This window comes from Pigmentiphaga sp. MLSB6-MA01 (assembly GCF_058793475.1).
In genome coordinates this window covers 32,996-50,348 of sequence record NZ_JBXAFV010000002.1, presented here as the reverse complement: position 1 = coordinate 50,348, position 17,353 = coordinate 32,996, and the positions used below count along the sequence as shown (strand labels likewise).

The window sequence follows — 17,353 nt, the reverse complement described above, 5'->3', positions numbered from 1 at the left end:
AGATGGGAATGACAATAATTCCTATTTTTATACCAACTCGTCCTTATCCCGAGGCCTCGCCCATGCTCAAGCTTTCCCTGCTGACCGCCGCCGTGCTGGCCGTCTCCGCCGGCGCCCACGCGCAGGAACTGAATGTCTATTCCGCCCGCCACTATCAGACGGACGAGCTGCTCTACAAAGGGTTCACCGACCAGACCGGCATCAAGATCAATCGCATCGAAGCCGGCGATGCGGCGTTGGTCGAGCGCCTGAAAAGCGAAGGTGCCAAGAGTCCGGCCGACGTGATCCTGATGGTCGATGCCGCGCGGTTGTGGCGAGCGGAAGCCGACGGCCTGTTCCAGCCGGTCAAGTCGCCGGTGCTGGCGGCGCGGATCCCGGCCAACCTGCAAGGCGGCGAGCCAGGGCAGGACCCGCAGTGGTTCGGTTTCTCCACGCGTGCCCGCGTCATCGTCTACAACAAGGCGACCGTCAATCCGGCCGACGTGGATACCTACGAGAAGCTGGCCGACCCGAAGAACAAGGGCAAGGTCTGCACGCGGTCCGGCTCGCATCCCTACATGTTGTCCCTGCTGGGTTCGCTGATCGAGCGCAACGGCGAAGCCGCCGCCGAGAAGTGGGCGCAGGGCATGGTGGCCAATATGGCGCGCAATCCGCAGGGCGGCGACACCGACCAGATCAAGGGCGTGGCCTCGGGCGAGTGCGGCGTCGCGCTGACGAACAATTACTACTACGTGCGCATGGCCCGCTCGGACAAGCCCGAGGACAAGGCCGCGATCGCCAAGATCGGTTTCCTGTGGCCCGATCAGGCGGGACAGGGCGTGCACATGAACGTGGCCGGCGGCGCGGTGGCCCGCCATGCGCCGCACAAGGAAGCCGCGGTCAAGTTCCTGGAATACCTTGCCAGCGACAAGGCACAGAACTACTTCGCGGCGGGCAACAACGAATGGCCGGCCGTACGCTCGGTGAAGACCGATAACGCCGCGCTGGAAGCGCTGGGGTCGTTCAAGGCCGAAACCGTGTCGATCGGCGCGATCGGCCGCAACCAGGTCGCCGCCCAGAAAATCCTGGACCGTACCGGATACAAGTAATTCCGCCGGGCCGCCTTTGGCCGCTCCCCTCGTGGGGGCTTCACCTGCGGACCGGCGAAACCGGATCCGCGGTGCCCCGGGCCGGGTTCGCTTATCCTGGGGAGCGCTCTGTAGAATGAAGGATCTTCGATCCCTATCGTTCTCACGCATGCCCGCTTCTTCGCCACTTGCTCCCGGTTTCATGGTCGTCCACGGCAATCGCCTGGAAGACCTGCGCGGACTGGCGGTGTCGTGGATGCAGCGGGCGCCGCTTGCGCCACTGGAAAATGAAACCATCCTGGTGCAAAGCAATGGCATTGCCCAGTGGCTCAAACTCGCGCTGGCGGAAGACCCGCGCGGACAAGGGCAGGGCTGCGGCATTGCCGCCGCCATCGACGTCCAGCTTCCCGCGCGCTTTCTTTGGCGGGCCTATCGGTTGGTGCTGGGGCGCGACAAGCTGCCGGAGACTTCGTCGCTCGATCGCAACGGGCTGACCTGGCGGCTGTTGCGCCTGCTGCCGACGCAACTGGACCACGAGTCCTTCCTGCCACTGCGCCGCTTCCTGGCCGACGACGCCGGCATGCGCAAGCGCCATCAGCTTGCCGAACGGCTCGCCGATCTGTACGACCAATACCAGGTCTATCGCGCCGACTGGCTGGACGATTGGGAACACGGGCGCGACGTGCTCCGCACCTCGCGCCGTGGCACGGTCCCGCTGGCGGCGGAGGATCGCTGGCAGCCGGCGCTGTGGCGGGCGTTGCTGGCCGACGTGGGCGACGATGGCATGATCCAGAGCAGGGCCGGGGTACACCGCCGCTTCGTCGCCCGCATGGCGCAGCTCGATGCGCCGCCGCCAGGGCTGCCGCGACGCGTGATCGTGTTCGGCATCTCTTCCATGCCGGCGCAGGCCCTGGAAGCCCTTGCCGCGCTGGCGAAGTTCTCGCAAGTGCTGTTGTGCGTCCATAACCCCTGTCAGCACCATTGGGCCGACATCGTGGCCGACCAGGACCTGCTGCGCCACCAGTACCGGAGGCAGCAGCGCAGGCCCGGCATGCCGGCCAGGCTGGATGCCGAAGCGCTGCACAACTTCGGCAACCCGCTGCTGGCGGCCTGGGGCAAGCAGGGGCGCGACTACATCCACCTGCTCGACACCTACGACGTGCCCGAACGCTACCAGGAGCATTTCGCGTCGGTCAGCGACCGCCGTATCGATCTTTTCCACGACGCCCCCGCCGACCACCTGTTGGCGCAGATCCAGGACGACATCCTGAACCTGCGATCGCTGGCCGAGACCCGCGAGCAATGGCCGCCGATCGATCCGCGGGAGGACGAATCGGTGCGTTTCCACATCGCCCACAGTCCGCAGCGCGAGGTGGAGATCCTGCACGACCAGTTGCTGGCGCGTTTTGGCGCCGATCCGCAATTGCGTCCCCGCGACGTGATCGTCATGGTGCCGGACATCGATGCCTATGCTCCCCACGTGCGGGCGGTATTCGGGCTGGTGGACCCGGGCGATACCCGCTACATCCCCTTCACGCTGGCCGATCAGGGACAGCGGGGCCGGGAGCCCCTCCTGATCGCCGTCGAGCACTTGCTGCGCCTGCCCGACAGCCGCTTCGCCGTCAGCGATATCCTGGACCTGCTGGACGTTCCCGGGGTGCGCAAGCGCTTCGGCATCCGCGAGGGCGAACTGCCCCAGTTGCATCGATGGATCGAGGGAGCCGGCGTGCGCTGGGGGCTGGATGCCGGCCAGCGTGCCAGCCTGGGCCTGCCCGCGGGCATGGAACAGAACACGTGGCGCTTCGGGCTGCGGCGCATGCTCCTGGGCTACGCCGCCGGCAGCGGCGGCCCCTATGGGGACATCGAGCCCTATGACGAAATCGGGGGGCTCGATGCCGCCCTGGTGGGATCATTGGATGCTCTGGTCGATGCCCTGGATCGGTTCCGGGGCGAACTGGCGGCCCCCGCCACGCCTCTGGCATGGGGGGAGCGCCTGCGCCGGCTGCTGGAGGCCTTCTTCGACCCGGCCTCGGAGCGGGAAGAGGCGGCGCTGGCCGGCCTGTCGCAGTTGCTGGACAACTGGCTGGACACCTGCGAGAGCGTGGCGCTGGAAGAGGCGCTTCCCCTCGTCGTGGTGCGGGAAGCGTGGCTGGCCGATCTCGACAGGGGCCGCCTGAACCAGCGCTTTCTGGCGGGGTCGGTGAATTTCTGCACGCTCATGCCCATGCGCGCCATACCGTTCAAGATGGTCTGCCTGCTGGGCATGAACGACGGCGACTACCCGCGCTCCCAGGCGCCGCTGGACTTCGACCTGATGAGCGGCGACTATCGCCCCGGCGACCGCTCGAGGCGCGAGGACGACCGCTACCTGCTGCTGGAAGCCCTGCTGTCGGCCCGGGAACACTTGTACGTCAGTTGGGTGGGACGCAGCGTGCGCGACAACAGTGAACGGCCGCCATCGGTGCTGGTGGGGCAGTTGCTGGATCACATTTCGGCCGGATGGACGCTCGACGGCGAGGACGACGGACAGTCCCCGGTCAAAGCATTGACCACCGTCCATCCATTGCAGCCATTCAGCGCGCGCTATTTCCTGGACGGGGACGATGCGTATTTCAGCTACGCCCGGGAATGGGCCGCCATGTACGAGCGCCCCCGCGGCGACACGGATGCGGCGCCGGCCGCATTGCCTGCTCCCGTTCCTCCGGTGTCGGCGCTGGACCTGTCGGTGCTGCAGGGCTTCGTCCGCGATCCGCTCAAGGCGTTTTTCAATCAGCGCCTGAAGGTGCATTTCGACGACGCCGCCCTTGCCGCCGAAGACGAGGAGCCGTTCGCGCTGGACGGGCTGGGACACTACCAGTTGAGCGAACAGTTGTTGCAGGCCGCGCTGGACGCTCCGGATGAAGAGCAGGCCCGGGCCCGGCTCCACGACGCGGCCCACGTCCTGGTCCGCAGCGGCCGGCTGCCATTGGCCGGTTTTGGCGAGCACAGCCTGGCGGCGCTGCTCTCGCCCTTGCCGGAACTGCTGAGCCGCCGCCGGGCATGGCTGGCGGCCTGGCCCCGCGAGATCGGGACGTCGGTGGCCGTGGATGTCACGCATGCGGGACTGCGGCTGGAAGGCTGGCTGAGCGGCTTGCGTGTCGACGACAGTGGCGGACACCTGCTGATGGAGGTCATCCCCAACGAACTGAAGGCCCGGGACAAGAACCTGAAGTGGCACAGGCTGGTCCGGCCCTGGGTCGTCCACCTGGCCGGCAATGCCATGGGCCTGCGGCTGCGCACGGCACTGGTCGCCGCGGATGGCGACGTGACCTTGCCGCCGTTGGCGGCCGAGCCGGCACGGCGCTGGCTGGGCGAATTGCTCGAGGCCTGGACCGCCGGCATGCAGACACCGCCGCCGGTAGCCGTGCGCACGGCGTTCGCCTGGCTGTCGGCACTGCCCGACGAAGAGGCGGCCCGCGCCCAGGCGCGCAAAGTCTACGAAGACAACTTCAATACCGCGGGGGAAGCGGGACAGAGTCCCTACCTGGCCCGCCAGTATCCGGATTTCGAGGCGTTGTGGTCCGATGGCGCCTTCGCGGCCTGGGCCGCGACGCTCTACCAACCACTTTTCGAGGCGGTGCGAGGCGAGTCTTCCGGCTCCGGGGGGAAGGAGCGATGACCATCCAGGCTTTCGATCCGGGCCAAGACCTGGCCTTGTCGCTGCCGCTGCGGGGCAGCCGGCTCATCGAGGCCAGCGCCGGCACGGGCAAGACCTTCACCATCTCGGCGCTGTTCGTGCGCCTGGTGTTGGGCCACGGCGGCGGCGAGGCCGGTTTTGGCCGCGAACTGTTGCCGCCGGAAATCCTGGTGGTGACCTTCACCGATGCCGCCACGCAGGAGTTGCGCGACCGCATCCGCCATCGCCTTGCCATGGCAGCCCGCTACTTCCGCGACGAAATCGAGGCGCCCGACGAGCTTGTGGCCGCGTTGCGCGAGGACTATGGCCCGGATCGATGGGCGGAGTGCGCGGGCAAGCTCGATATCGCCGCCCAATGGATGGACGAAGCGGCGGTATCGACCATTCACGGATGGTGCCAGCGCATGCTGCGCGAACACGCTTTCGACAGCGGCAGCCTGTTCACCCAGACGCTCGAAACCGACCATACCGGATTGCTGGCGGAGGTCGTGCGGGACTATTGGCGCCAGCAGTGCTATTGCCTGGACGGCGCGGCGCTGGAGTGGGTGCAGGCGCACTGGGGTACCCCCGAAGGGCTGCGCCGCAGGCTGGCGGGCCTGTTGCCCCACGCGGCCCCCGCCTCGGGCCAGCGCTCTTTGCACGAGCTGCTGGATGCGGCACTGCGCGACAGGCAGGCCCGGCTGGCCATGCTGAAAGCGCCATGGCCCGCCTGGGTGCCCGAACTGCGGCAATTGTGCGATGAGGCCTGCGCCGGCAAGCGGGTCAACGCCAGGAAATTCCAGCCGCGCTGGTACAACCCCTGGTTCGACAAGCTGCTGGCCTGGGCCGGCGATCCCGGGCTGGAAAACCCGGACCTGGAGAAAGGCTTCGAGCGCCTGACACCCGCCTATATGGCCGAGGTATGCCACCCTGGCCACGTCATCGATCATCCTGCGCTACATGCGATGATCGATCTGAAACAGCAGCTCGATGCACTGCCTTCGGCGGACGCGGCGATGCTGGCCCATGCGGCGGCATGGGTGCGCGCGCGCTTCGATGCCGAGAAGCGCCGGCGCGCGGAAATGGGCTTCGACGACATGCTGGACAACCTGGACGCGGCTTTGCACGGCGACAACGGCCCACGGCTGGCTCAGGTCATACGGACGCAATTCCCCGTCGCTCTCATCGACGAATTCCAGGATACCGACACCGTCCAGTACCGGATCTTCGACCGGATCTACCAGATCGCGGACAGCCGCGACGATTGCGCGTTGCTGATGATCGGCGATCCCAAGCAGGCCATCTACGCCTTCCGCGGCGCGGACATCTACACCTATCTGCGGGCACGGCGCGCCACCGAAGGCCGTCACTACACGCTCGGCACGAACTACCGCTCGAGCCGCGACATGGTCGATGCCGTCAACCGGCTGTTCATGTCGGCCGAACGGCGCGAGCAAGGGCGTGGCGCTTTTCTGTTCCGGCACGGGAACGACGATCCGCTGCCTTTCCATCCGGCGCGGGCGAACGGCCGCGCCGAACGCTTCATGGCCGCCGGCGAGCCCGCCGCGGCGTTGACGTTCTGGTTTGCCGAACAGGACGCGCCCATGGCGTCCGGGACCTACCGCACCGAGATGGCGGCCGGTTGCGCCGGCCAGATCGTCCGCATGCTGGAAGACGGCGTGGAAGGCCGTACCGGCTTCGAGCGCGGCGGACGTATCCGGGGCCTGAGACAAGCCGACATCGCCGTGCTGGTGCGCGACATGGGCGAAGCGAATGCCATCCGGGGAGCTTTGGCGCAGCGTGGCATACGCAGCGTGTACCTGTCGGACAAGGATTCCGTTTTCGCCGGCTCCGAAGCGGCGGACGTGCTGCGGTGGCTCAAGGCCTGCGCGGAACCCGACGACGACCGCAAGCTGCGGGCGGCGCTGGCCAGCGCGACGCTGGCGCTGCCGCTGGCCGAACTGGACCGGGTCAACCGCGACGAGCGGGTCTGGGAGGAATGGGTGCTGCGGTTTCGCGGCTATCGCGACCGCTTGCGCGGCCAGGGCGTATTGCCCATGCTCCGGCGCCTGATGGACGACTTCGGGCTGCCCGGCGCGCTGGCGCGGCGGCCCGACGGCGAGCGTGTGCTGACCAATCTGCTGCACCTGGCCGAAATCCTGCAGCAGGCGGCGGGCGAGCTGGACGGAGAACAGGCCCTGGTCCGGTACCTGGCCGGCCACCTGGACCAGGAAGGACAAATTGCCGAGGCCCAGGTCCTGCGCCTGGAAAGCGACGAGCAATTGGTCAAGGTCGTGACCGTGCACAAGTCCAAGGGGCTGGAGTACCCGCTGGTGTTCCTGCCTTTCGCATGCTCCTTCCGTCCCGCCGACAAGTCTCGGCCGCCGCTGCGCTATCACGACGAGCAGGGAAGGCTGGTGGTCAGCATCGCGCCCGATGCCGACGAAGAAGCCAGGGCGGACCAGGAGCGCCTGGCCGAAGACCTGCGCCTGCTCTATGTGGCATTGACCCGCGCGCGCCATGCCTGCTGGCTGGGCATGGCGGATCTTCGGCCTGGCCGTTCCGGCGGGTCGAGTTGGCACCGCAGCGCGTTGGGGTATCTGCTGGGCGGCGGTGCGGAGCTTGCCGCGTCGCGCGATCTTGCCGGACTGCTGCAAGCCGGATTCGGCGACGTCGATCATGTCCGCGTGGCGCCGTTGCCCGCGCCCGCGAACCGGTTCTTCGAAACCGACCGGCAGGCGATCGCACGGCCGCACTACCGGGAACCGTCGCGTCGGACCGGCGAGCCCTGGTGGATTGCGTCATACAGCGCGCTGCGCATTGCCGGCCACGCAACCGGTGGCGATGATCCCGAAACCCTGGGCCGCCATGGCGACCTGAGCCCGGAAACGCCGGAGGACCAGAAACTGTTCGACGACGATGTGGGCGACGCCGATGGCGGGCAGGCGCCGCAGATGTCCGCGGGCGCGGGCATGCACCGTTTTCCCCGAGGCCCGGGGCCGGGCACGTTCCTGCATGGCCTGTTCGAGTGGGCGGGCGAAGAGGGCTTTGCCGATGTCGCGGGCGATGACCGGCGCATCCTCGACGCGGTGGCCCGCCGCTGCAACCGGCGAGGATGGGAGGCCTGGATCACCCCGCTGGCCCGCTGGCTGTCGGCGCTGCTGAACGACGATCTTCCGCTCGGTCCCCGCGGCGGTATGTTCAAGCTGGCCGGACTTGCCTCCTATCAAGTGGAAATGGAATTCTGGTTCGAAAGCCGCCACGCCGATGTCCGCCACATCGACGCGCTGGTGCGCCGCCATGTGCTGGCCGACGCGGCTCGCCCCGCGCTGGAGCCGGCTCTGTTGAACGGCATGTTCAAGGGCTTCATGGATCTGGTGTTCGAGCACGAGGGCCGCTATTACGTCGCCGACTACAAATCCAACTGGCTGGGCATGTCCGACGCGGCCTATACGGCCGACGCCATGCGCGGCGAGATCCTGGCCAAGCGCTACGACCTGCAGTATGTCTTGTACCTGCTTGCGCTCCACCGCCAGCTTGGCGTGCGGTTGCCGGACTACGATTACGACCGACACCTTGGCGGCGCGGTGTATCTGTTCCTGCGCGGATCGCGCGCGCCGACCAAGGGCGTGTTCTTCGACCGCCCGCCGCGCGAGTTGATCGAGGCGCTGGACCGGCTGTTCGCGGGTGCGCCTCAGTCCGTGGAGGCCGGCCGATGACCCCGACCGCGTCCAACTACGAATTGCCGTTCGATGCGCCCATGCCGCCATCGCCGGACTTGCGCGATTGCGCCGCCTTGCTGTCGATACTCGATGCCTGGGTGGCGCGGGGCTGGCTGAGACGCCTGGACCGGGCGTTCGCCCGATTCCTGTACGACTGCGAGCCGGGAACCGATCCGCAGGTCGCGGTGGCTGCCGCGCTGGCCAGCCATCAACTGGGCCACGGCCATGTTTGCCTGGACCTGGCATCGACGCTGCAGAATCCCGACGAGGCCCTGTCGCTGCCACCCGAAGGCGAGTCGGCGCTGGCCATGCGCCTGCCGTCCGACGTGCTGCGGGGCCTGGATCTGCCGGCCTGGCGAAACGCGTTGGCGGACAGCCCGCTGGTCGATGTCATCGGGGAGGGGAGGGAGGCCCGCGGCGGCTCGCCCCTGGTGCTGGATGGCCAACGGCTCTATCTGCGGCGCTACTGGGATTTCGAGCGGAGGATCGCCGCTGCGCTGCGGCGACGCCTGCAGCAGCCGCCGTTCGAGGTGCCGGGCCTGGCCCAGGCCTTGACGCAACTGTTCGGCCCGCCCGCCGACAGGCCGGACTGGCAAAAGCTCGCCTGCGCCATTGCCGCGCGCGGCAGCATCGGCATCGTCACCGGGGGGCCGGGAACGGGCAAGACCACGACCGTGGTGCGTTTGCTGGCCCTGCTGCAATGGTCGGCGGCCGGGCAGGGCAGGCCGCTGCGCATCCTGCTTGCGGCGCCCACCGGCAAGGCGGCCGCGCGCCTTTCGGCGTCCATCGGCGAACAGGTGGGGCGGCTGCCGGTACCGGACCCGATACGGGCGGCCATTCCCACCGACGTGACGACGCTGCACCGCCTGCTGGGCAGCCGGCCCGACTCGCGGCATTTTCGCTACCATGCGGGCAACCCGCTGCCGATCGACATGCTGGTCGTGGACGAAGCGTCGATGGTCGACGTGGAAATGATGGCGAATCTGGTCGATGCCCTGCCGGACCAGGCGCGCCTGGTGCTATTGGGAGACAAGGACCAACTCGCGTCCGTCGAAGCCGGCGCCGTGCTGGGCGACCTGTGTCAGGACGCGGAAACCGGCCACTATGCGGAAGCGACCCGGCAATGGCTGGAAGCCATCGGCGGGGCATCCCTGGATGAGGCCGGCCTGCAACCCGGCGATCCGATCCGCCATGCCATGGCCCAGCAGACCGTCATGTTGCGCCATTCACGGCGGTTCGGGGCCGGCAGCGGCATCGGCCAGCTTGCCCGCGCGGTCAACGACGGCGATGCCGTCCAGGCGCGGCGCATGCTGGAACAGTCCGCCGCCCGGCAAGGGACGGATGTCTTCGAGGTGTTCGCTCCCGGGGGCGATAGACTGGACCGCCTGCTGCTGAACGGACATGCGTCGGCGGATGGCGAAGGGCCGCGGGGCTACGCACGCTATCTGGAGATCATGCGCCACCTGCGCCCGCCGGCCGGCACGCCTGCCGACGATCCGGCCTGGGGAGCCTGGGCCCAGTCGGTACTTGCGGCCTTTGACGAATTTCAACTGCTGTGCGCCTTGCGCAAGGGCGACTACGGCGTCGAGGGGTTGAACGCCCGCGTCGCCCGGGCATTGCTGGCACGAGGCTTGATCGAACAGGAGCAGGGCTGGTACGAGGGCCGTCCCGTGCTGGTGACCCGCAACGACTATGCCCTGGGACTGATGAACGGCGACGTCGGCATCGCGCTGGCGGTGCCGCAGGGAAACGGCGGCCTGGCGTTGCGGGTTGCCTTCGCGCGCAGCGATGGCGTGGCCGGGATCCGTTTCGCGCTGCCCAGCCGCCTGAACGCCGTCGAGACCGTGTTCGCCATGACGGTGCACAAGTCGCAAGGATCCGAATTCGCCCACACTGCCTTGTTGCTGCCCGATCGGCCCAGCCCCATCCTGACGCGCGAATTGGTCTATACGGGAATCACGCGCGCCAAGACCTGGTTCACGCTGATCGAGCCGGCGCCCGGCGTGTTCGAGGAAGCGGTGGCGCGTAGGGTGCGGCGCGTAAGCGGCCTGGTGGTTTGACGCCCGAGGCTACGCCGGCAGCTCTCAGCCGGACGCTCCGCCCTGGCTTGCGAGGCCTGGCCGTCGAAAACCGCTGATGTTGATCCCGAGGAAGATATTCGATCGGTCATGGTGTCAGGTTGCGAGTAGTGTGGCCAGGATGCCTGGCGGCGGTGCCTGTGTGGCGGGTCCCAAGGGATCCCATTCGGGGTCGCCCAGGTGCCAAAGCGACGCAAATACCATTTCTTGCGCCAACGCGCGGCATTCGGACGCGATGGCCGCCTGTCGCCGGGCCCGGGTACCGGATTCGGGCAGGCCATGGCCACCCGGGCTCTCTTGCTGGACGGCCATGACATCCTCGCGCAGGCGTGCGGCGAGTCGGTCGATGATCTCCTCGACCGACCGGGCCGACCGTTGCCGCAGTGCCTCCAATGCCCGGTGCGTGACGGGGTCGTCGGGCACGTCGAACCAAGCGGCCAGCGAGGCGGCCGGAGACGAAGCCTCGAAGCGAGGGTCGGCCATCAGCTTTCCTCCAGTTTCTAGATCGCCCCGTCGATCGCGGAGCGCCAGGCCTCGTCCGAATACCGCGATTTGATCTGCCGTGCCAGTCCCGCGTGTTCGCTGGAATCGAGGTATCGGTCGTGCATGTCCTGGGCCTCGGTGGCCAACACGTCCTTGCGCAGATTGCCGCGCTGGGCACTACGCTGATCGGCTGTCCTGACCTTGTCGGGCTCTTGCTGGCCCAGCAGGCGCAGTCTCTCTTCCACCCTGTCCTCGATCATCTGTTTGAACGCCGGGACCGCATCGATGGCGCGATCGTCGAATCGGCCTTTTTGCAGGATCAGGTTGTTCAGCAGCGACTGCCTTTGCCCGGCGGAATAGTTGAGTCTGTCGAGTTCCCGCATCAGGGCGTCGGCGGACAACTGGTTGATATGAGATGTGAGCTTGCTCTGTATGCGTCCGAGCATCTGGGAAAACAGGGGAGCGTTGATATCGAGGGAAAAGACATTGCGGTATTTTTTCTTCAGGTACGCCTTGTAGTCATCGTTGGACGCAACCATTGCGTCGCGCCGGCGCTGCAATTCTGCCTGGCGTTCAGGCTCCTCCACGGCGTGCCGGCCGCTGCCTTCCGCCTGGAGTTCATACTGGGCGTGCCTGGCGGCGTAGTCGCGGAACGCCTGGGCAAAGCCGGCCGGCTCGGCCACGTTCTCGCCTCTGATGTAGGGGTAGTGCAGCTCTTCTTTGAGGTCGAGCAGCATGCGCAGGTCAAACCCGCCATCGATGAGGCGCACGATGATCGCGTTCGCATTGGCCAGATTGGCCACGGCATTCGGATAAGTGTTCTTGAGGACGCGATCGTCGTCCACGATTGCCTGCATGGCCTGGATGATTTCCGCGTCGCTCGCACGCGCCGGTGCCCGCCGTCCTTCTCGGGAAGCGCCGAGCGAGCGCACGGCGGTTTCGCGCAGTTCCATGCCCAGCAGATCGATTCCGGGAAGGTTTTTTCCTTGGCGGTCTCGAAGGGCGATCGGCATCACGTCGATGTGCGGTGGTTCCGCTGGCGCCGCCGCGCGTTCGGGAGGGAAGGATTTGCGGCTTGCGCCAGTCGCGCGGCGGCTGGAAGCGTGGCCGTCCGTGCGCCGCGTACGTTCGTGCCAGAACGCCTTTTCCGACATGGGAGGCTGGTCGTTCGCCCCGAATTCGCGCGCCGGGCGGGGTTGCTTGCCTCGGATGCCGGCATAGCGCGGCGACATGGGATCCCTGCTGTAGAACGGCAAAGGGTCGTCCGGCCCGCCCCGGACCCTGGAACGAGCGGTGAACGGTGCCTGGCCGCGGCGAAAAGGGGAATGGGCCGCCTGGGAGGCCAGCGGCGGCAGTATTTCCAGCACGTGCGCGCGCATGTCGCCCGCTTTCACGGTGTAGGTGGTCGGATTGGCCAGCCCGGGGGGGCTCAATGTGAAAACCAGGTCCGTGTGCAGATTTGCCCTGACGAGATAGAAGTCCTTCAGCCTGCCGGACATCGGAAAGACAGGGTCCGGATGGCGCATGCTCGTCCACGCCAGGCCGCCGCTCATTGCCATGCTCAACCGGGTCGCCATGGCCGGGGGAAGGTAGCGCCAATCCCCGGACCAGACATAGGGCTGGCGCGGATCCCGCGGAGAGGCATCCGGTGCGGAGGCGCGGGCGGCGGGAGAAGGGCGGTCGGGCGCCCCGCCTGCCGCGGGCGTGGATGCCGCGGGCTCGGCAGGCCGTGCCGTGCCGCGCGGGGTCTCGGCTGTTTTCTGGCCGGGGGCCTCCGCGGGCCGCGGCGCGGAAGCGCCACGGGGCACGAGCCCCTCTTTTGCCCATTGCCGCAGTTGCTCGGCGCCCAAAGCATAGCTGCCGGACGTCCTGGAGGGAACGGTAGCGGCCGGGGGTTTTTCAACGAACGGCCGGTCACCGAGCAAAAGTGGGCGATGGGCCGTGTCATTCCCGCCAGGATCGGCTACCCGCGGCTCGAACGGTGTCCGGTCCACGGGCTCTCTGGGCCAGTGCGACCATTTGTCGTCGACATCCCCGGCCTGGTAGTGGTAACGGCTGGAGCGCCGAGGCGGGGCAGGGGGCGGTGAACCAGGGCGAGGGGGAACGCCTGCCTCGCTGGCCTTGGCCGTGGCCGTGGCCGTGGCCGTGGCCATGGGCGTGGCCGTGGGCTCGGGCTCGGGCTCGGGCTCGGGCAAGTCTTGCGGTAATCGCGCCTCCGAGTCATCGCCGGAAACCTGCTCGTCGTCGCTGTCATCCTCGTCTTCGGACGACTCCACTGAATCCTCCGAATCATCGACGTCGGTGGAGTCTTCGCTGTCTTGGCCAACGCTGCCGGCAGGCGCCTGGCTGTGCGCCATGGTCTGACTGGAGCTTGCCTGGCCCGCATCCGGCATGGCGACGGCCACGACAGCGGGAGAAGGGGAACGCGGCAATCGAGGTCCCTCCTCGTTGTCGGAAACCTGCTCGTCGTCGCTGTCGTCCTCCTCTTCGGAGGTCTCGACGGAATCCTCCGAGTCTTCCGCTTCACTCGCCGCGCTGCTTTCGTCGGCCGTGTCCGACGGCGTGCCCGCCTGCCTGCCCGGACTCTCGATCCCAAGGTCGGCAGCAGGCTGCGCTTCCGGTTCCTGCGGCGCGTCCTCGCGCGTCTGCAGCGGGGCGACGACCGGGCTGCGCGGGTCGCCGCACGGCGGCGATGCGAGGTGGTCACCGTCGTCAGCGGCCACTTGCCAGGCTGGCGCCTCGGGCTCCGCGCCGGCCTCCAGGGAATAGTCGTAGGTAGCTTGCAGGGGCCGAAACCTGGTGGGTTTCCATCGGTCGTGCTCGCGCGTCCTCGAGAGTTTCAGGCGTTTTATGTCCGCCGTGATGAATTGTTCGGTGTAAAGAAGTTCAGCCCGCACCGTGGCGAGCAAGTCCTTCAGTTGCGCCGCGCTATGGAGTCCGAAAAACAGGACTTCACCGGTGTCCAGGCAGATCGGGGATAGCTCGGCCTGCTCCAGGATCGTGTGGAGTTGGGCGTGATGCTCGTAGACCTCGTCCAGGCGCAGCATCAAGGGCTTGATGGCTGTTTCCTCCTGTTCGGACACGCCGGCCGCACGCAAGCCTGACGCCAGGTCGGCCACGGCCTGGCGGAACGGCGCCAGGACAGCATTCCTTTCATTGGCCAGATACCGCGCTTCGGCGATCGATGCCGCCAGCGTGGCGATGTCGGACTCCAGATTCGCCACCTTGTTGCGGGCAGCCCGGATCGCGTCCCGGGACGGTTCGACGTGTGCCGGAGAGCGGTGCTTGGCGCTTTTGTCTTTTGCCTTGCTTTTCGCATGCGCGCGCCGGGTTTCGAGTTCCTCGAGACGGGCGCGCGCAGCTTCCAGCTTGTGTTCGCAGTCCTGCTTTTCATCGCGCAGGCCGGCCAGCTCCTTGTCGCTACGCTCGAGCCGGGCGACTTTCAGCATCTGCGCCAACACCGCGTCCCCCTCGATCTTTTCGTACAACAGATGGGCCGCATGGGGGGACGCCCGCAGGCAGGCGAAATCGGCCAACTGCGCATTGATCGACAGAGCTTCCTCTTCTAGCCACAGGTACCGCGACTGGATCTCGGCCAACTCATGGTCGGCCTGTTTGATCAACGGCTTCAAACCTGCCTTGGCGGCTTTCAGGTTGCAATAAAGCTTCACCCAGGCCTTGGCATTGGCGCTGTGCTTGCCATAGGCCTTGAAGGTGCCCCGGAAGAGAAAACTCTCCACCTTCTGCGCAGGGCCGGATACGCCGGCCCTGCCGGAAGGGGCCGGATCGTGCCCGCCAGCCCGGCCGGCGGAGTGGGAGGAAATCCGGTGAGTCATGACGCCCTGTCAGGAGCCATGTCGATTTCGGATCTTATCTTTTCGACCTGCCTGGAGATCGGCGAGATTTTTTCCAGGAACTTCATCCCTTCCGGGTTATCCATTTCCACCGATTGATGGCGGCCGTAGCTTCCGTCCAACGATGCCGGCGGCGCGGCATCCAGCAACTGCCGGTGTAGCGCGACGATAGTCTGGCCCAGCTCCGTCGTCGGGGAGGCTTCGTACTCCTTCAACCGAGCTTTGATTTCGCGTATGGCCATGTCCGTTTTGGATAGGAACACGCTCATCGCCTTGGAAAGAAAGGTCTTTGTTCCGCGCACGCTGGCGGCCGGGGCATTCGTCCTGGACGCTGCGGGGGGCGTCGGCGGGGGAGGGGAGGAGCGGCCAGGGGCGGGCGCGAGGCTATACAGCCCGGGAGTCGCGCCGCCGGTCGTTGGAGTAATCATGTTCTATCTCGGAAAAGTGTTCGATCAAGAGGCATGCGCCTTTCCGAAATAGGTAACGCGAGTCAGCGAGAAGGTTCCGAAGGCCGGGTAGCACTTTGCTGCAAACCGCGTGGCGCCTCCTTGAGCGAATCCCTGAGCTGGATCTTGGCGAACAGCGCCAGGCCGTATTGGAAGGCAAGGGGATCGTGCGAGGTGCGAACGCCGTCCGGGCTGGCGGCTTTGCGCGCGGCCTGGGGGAGGCATGCGTGGCGATGGAAGTCTTTCATGGTGCATCTCCTGACGACAGGGCTCCAGCTTAGTCAGGCAGGGCCCCGCGACGCTGACCTCCCATGTCAGGGGTTCGTCAGGCAGGAGGGTTCGGTACTCCTCAGGGGGGACAGGGCACGCGTTCGGCGGATTTCCCGATTACCGCCTATCTGTCGCAGTTATTGCTGAATCGTAATCAGATACCGCGAACATCTTGCTGTTTTGTAACCGCGGGATGCCCCACGACAGGTTCCCGCTTTTTACAATTCCTCAAGTTTCAAACGTCGTGTTTCGTTCAACCGGCCATCCAGGGAGCGTGGCTATCGTGGCAGCATCTTCAATTCGCGTCAGCTCAACCGGAGGCATGCGGCGGTGGCCGATCGTCCTCGCCGTGGCGACGCTCGCAGGCTGTGCGGTCGGGCCGGATTTCCGCCAGCCGGACGCCCCCGCCGGGGCCGCGCTCACGCGCCCTGGATTTTCCGCAACCACCGAGTCCACGCCGGTCAAGGATGGGCAGGCACAACAATTCCTGGAGGGCATGGACATCCCTCACCGTTGGTGGATGCTGTTCCGCTCGCCCGAGTTGAACGCGCTGGTCGACCAATCGCTCACCTCCCATCCCTCGGTGGCGGCCGCGCAGGCCGCGCTGCGCCAGGCCCATGCCTATGTGCAGGCCCAGCGGGGCTACTTCCTGCCCAGGGTCCAGGCCAATTTCTCGCCGTCCCGCCAGAAAAATGCCGGCGAGACACCTTTCACGCTCTATACCTCGCAGTTGGCCGTCAGCTATACCCCCGACATATTCGGCGGCAACCGGCGACAGGTCGAGGCATTGCGAGCCAGCGAGGAAGCGCAGCGGTTCCAGTTGGAGGCCACCTACCTGACCCTGGCGGCCAACGTCGTGGCCACGGCGGTCGAGCAGGCATCGCTGGTCGAGCAGATCGAGGCGACCCAGGCCATCATCGCCAGCGCCACCCGGTCGCTGGACATACTCAAGAAGCAGTTCACGCTCGGGTACGCGGCGGGAACCGACGTAGCGCTGGCGGAAAGCGCGCTGGCCCAGTTCCAGCAAGCGCTGCCCGATCTGCAAAAACAATTGGAGCGGTCCCGCAACATGCTCGCGGCGTTGACCGGCGGGTTTCCCAACCAGGCGCCCGGCCACCAGTTCCGCCTGTCCGGCCTGGACCTGCCCCATGAGCTCCCGGTCAGCCTGCCTTCGCAACTGGTGACCCAGCGACCGGACGTACGAGGCGCGCAGGCGCAATTGCACGCGGCGAGCGCCGCGATAGGCGTGGCGACCGCGGACATGCTTCCGCAATTCTCGATCACCGCTGTCGGCGGCGGCGCGGCCATGGCCTTCGGCCATATGTTCGCGGCCGGCAATCCCTTCTGGAGCGTGGTCGGCGAAATCAGCCAGACCCTGTTCGCCGGCGGCACGCTGCTCTACCAGAAGCGGGCAGCGGAAGCCGCCTTCGACCAGGCGGCGGCGCAATACAAGGAGACCGTGATCGGCGCCTTCCAGGACGTGGCGGACACGCTCTACGCCTTGCAGGCCGACGCGGCGGCACTCCGGGCCGCCGCGCGCACGGAACAGGCCGCGACACGCGCCTTGTCCCTCGTCCAGAAACAGCTCACCGCCGGGCAGGTGGATGTGCTGGCGCTGTTGAGCAGCCAGCAGACCTACCAGGAGGCGGTGATTTCCCGAGCCCAGGCCCAGGCCAACAGATTGGCCGATACCGCGGCGCTCTTCCAGGCGTTGGGAGGAGGGTGGTGGAACCGCCCTGACGACACCATGGTGGCAAGCAAGGCCGACTGATACGCGA

The 17,353-nt window shown here is 67.0% G+C and carries 9 protein-coding genes; 5 read left to right on the top strand and 4 right to left on the bottom strand.

Going from position 1 to position 17,353, the window contains the following annotated elements; translation table 11 throughout:
* Nucleotides 1-62 precede the first annotated feature (62 nt).
* From AC1Q6E_RS03510 to recD, 4 genes are all read left to right on the top strand, one after another.
* Nucleotides 63-1,088, top strand: a complete 1,026-nt coding sequence (locus tag AC1Q6E_RS03510; RefSeq protein ID WP_152795298.1) for an extracellular solute-binding protein — start codon at nt 63-65, stop codon at nt 1,086-1,088.
* A 148-nt stretch (nt 1,089-1,236) separates the two neighbouring features.
* Complete coding sequence (gene recC, locus AC1Q6E_RS03505) at nt 1,237-4,725, top strand: exodeoxyribonuclease V subunit gamma (RefSeq protein ID WP_492572218.1); 3,489 nt, start codon at nt 1,237-1,239, stop codon at nt 4,723-4,725.
* A complete protein-coding gene (recB, locus tag AC1Q6E_RS03500; RefSeq protein WP_492572217.1) occupies nt 4,722-8,441 on the top strand; it encodes an exodeoxyribonuclease V subunit beta in 3,720 nt (1,239 codons plus the stop codon). Before recC ends, recB begins: the two co-directional genes overlap by 4 nt.
* On the top strand, nt 8,438-10,504 hold the full coding sequence (gene recD / locus AC1Q6E_RS03495; protein WP_492572216.1) for an exodeoxyribonuclease V subunit alpha: 2,067 nt from the start codon (nt 8,438-8,440) through the stop codon (nt 10,502-10,504). Before recB ends, recD begins: the two co-directional genes overlap by 4 nt.
* 114 nt (nt 10,505-10,618) lie before the next feature.
* Here the strand turns inward: recD and AC1Q6E_RS03490 are convergent, their stop codons facing one another.
* The 4 genes from AC1Q6E_RS03490 to AC1Q6E_RS03475 form a co-directional block, all read right to left on the bottom strand.
* Nucleotides 10,619-11,005, bottom strand: a complete 387-nt coding sequence (locus tag AC1Q6E_RS03490) for a hypothetical protein (RefSeq protein ID WP_492572215.1) — start codon at nt 11,003-11,005, stop codon at nt 10,619-10,621.
* Nucleotides 11,006-11,022: 17 nt separating this feature from the next.
* Entirely contained in the window at nt 11,023-14,841 is a 3,819-nt protein-coding gene (locus AC1Q6E_RS03485; RefSeq protein WP_492572214.1) for a hypothetical protein, read from the bottom strand.
* Nucleotides 14,838-15,287, bottom strand: a complete 450-nt coding sequence (locus AC1Q6E_RS03480) for a hypothetical protein (RefSeq protein ID WP_492572213.1) — start codon at nt 15,285-15,287, stop codon at nt 14,838-14,840. The genes AC1Q6E_RS03485 and AC1Q6E_RS03480 overlap by 4 nt, the downstream gene beginning before the upstream one ends.
* 62 nt (nt 15,288-15,349) lie before the next feature.
* Nucleotides 15,350-15,553: a hypothetical protein gene (locus AC1Q6E_RS03475; RefSeq protein WP_296559977.1), complete on the bottom strand. Its 204-nt coding sequence runs from the start codon at nt 15,551-15,553 to the stop codon at nt 15,350-15,352.
* Between the two features lie 371 nt (nt 15,554-15,924).
* Between AC1Q6E_RS03475 and AC1Q6E_RS03470 the strand changes: the two genes are divergently transcribed.
* The gene (locus AC1Q6E_RS03470; protein WP_492572212.1) at nt 15,925-17,346 is read left to right on the top strand and encodes an efflux transporter outer membrane subunit; all 1,422 of its coding nucleotides are present in this window, start codon (nt 15,925-15,927) and stop codon (nt 17,344-17,346) included.
* Nucleotides 17,347-17,353 lie beyond the last annotated feature (7 nt).

Bases quoted from the DNA above. Each gene is read 5' to 3' on its own strand.
- AC1Q6E_RS03475 (WP_296559977.1), bottom strand. From the start codon at position 15,553: ATGAAAGACTTCCATCGCCACGCATGCCTCCCCCAGGCCGCGCGCAAA.
- AC1Q6E_RS03490 (WP_492572215.1), bottom strand. From the start codon at position 11,005: ATGGCCGACCCTCGCTTCGAGGCTTCGTCTCCGGCCGCCTCGCTGGCC.
- AC1Q6E_RS03485 (WP_492572214.1), bottom strand. From the start codon at position 14,841: ATGACTCACCGGATTTCCTCCCACTCCGCCGGCCGGGCTGGCGGGCAC.
- AC1Q6E_RS03480 (WP_492572213.1), bottom strand. From the start codon at position 15,287: ATGATTACTCCAACGACCGGCGGCGCGACTCCCGGGCTGTATAGCCTC.
- AC1Q6E_RS03510 (WP_152795298.1), top strand. From the start codon at position 63: ATGCTCAAGCTTTCCCTGCTGACCGCCGCCGTGCTGGCCGTCTCCGCC.
- recC (WP_492572218.1), top strand. From the start codon at position 1,237: ATGCCCGCTTCTTCGCCACTTGCTCCCGGTTTCATGGTCGTCCACGGC.
- recB (WP_492572217.1), top strand. From the start codon at position 4,722: ATGACCATCCAGGCTTTCGATCCGGGCCAAGACCTGGCCTTGTCGCTG.
- recD (WP_492572216.1), top strand. From the start codon at position 8,438: ATGACCCCGACCGCGTCCAACTACGAATTGCCGTTCGATGCGCCCATG.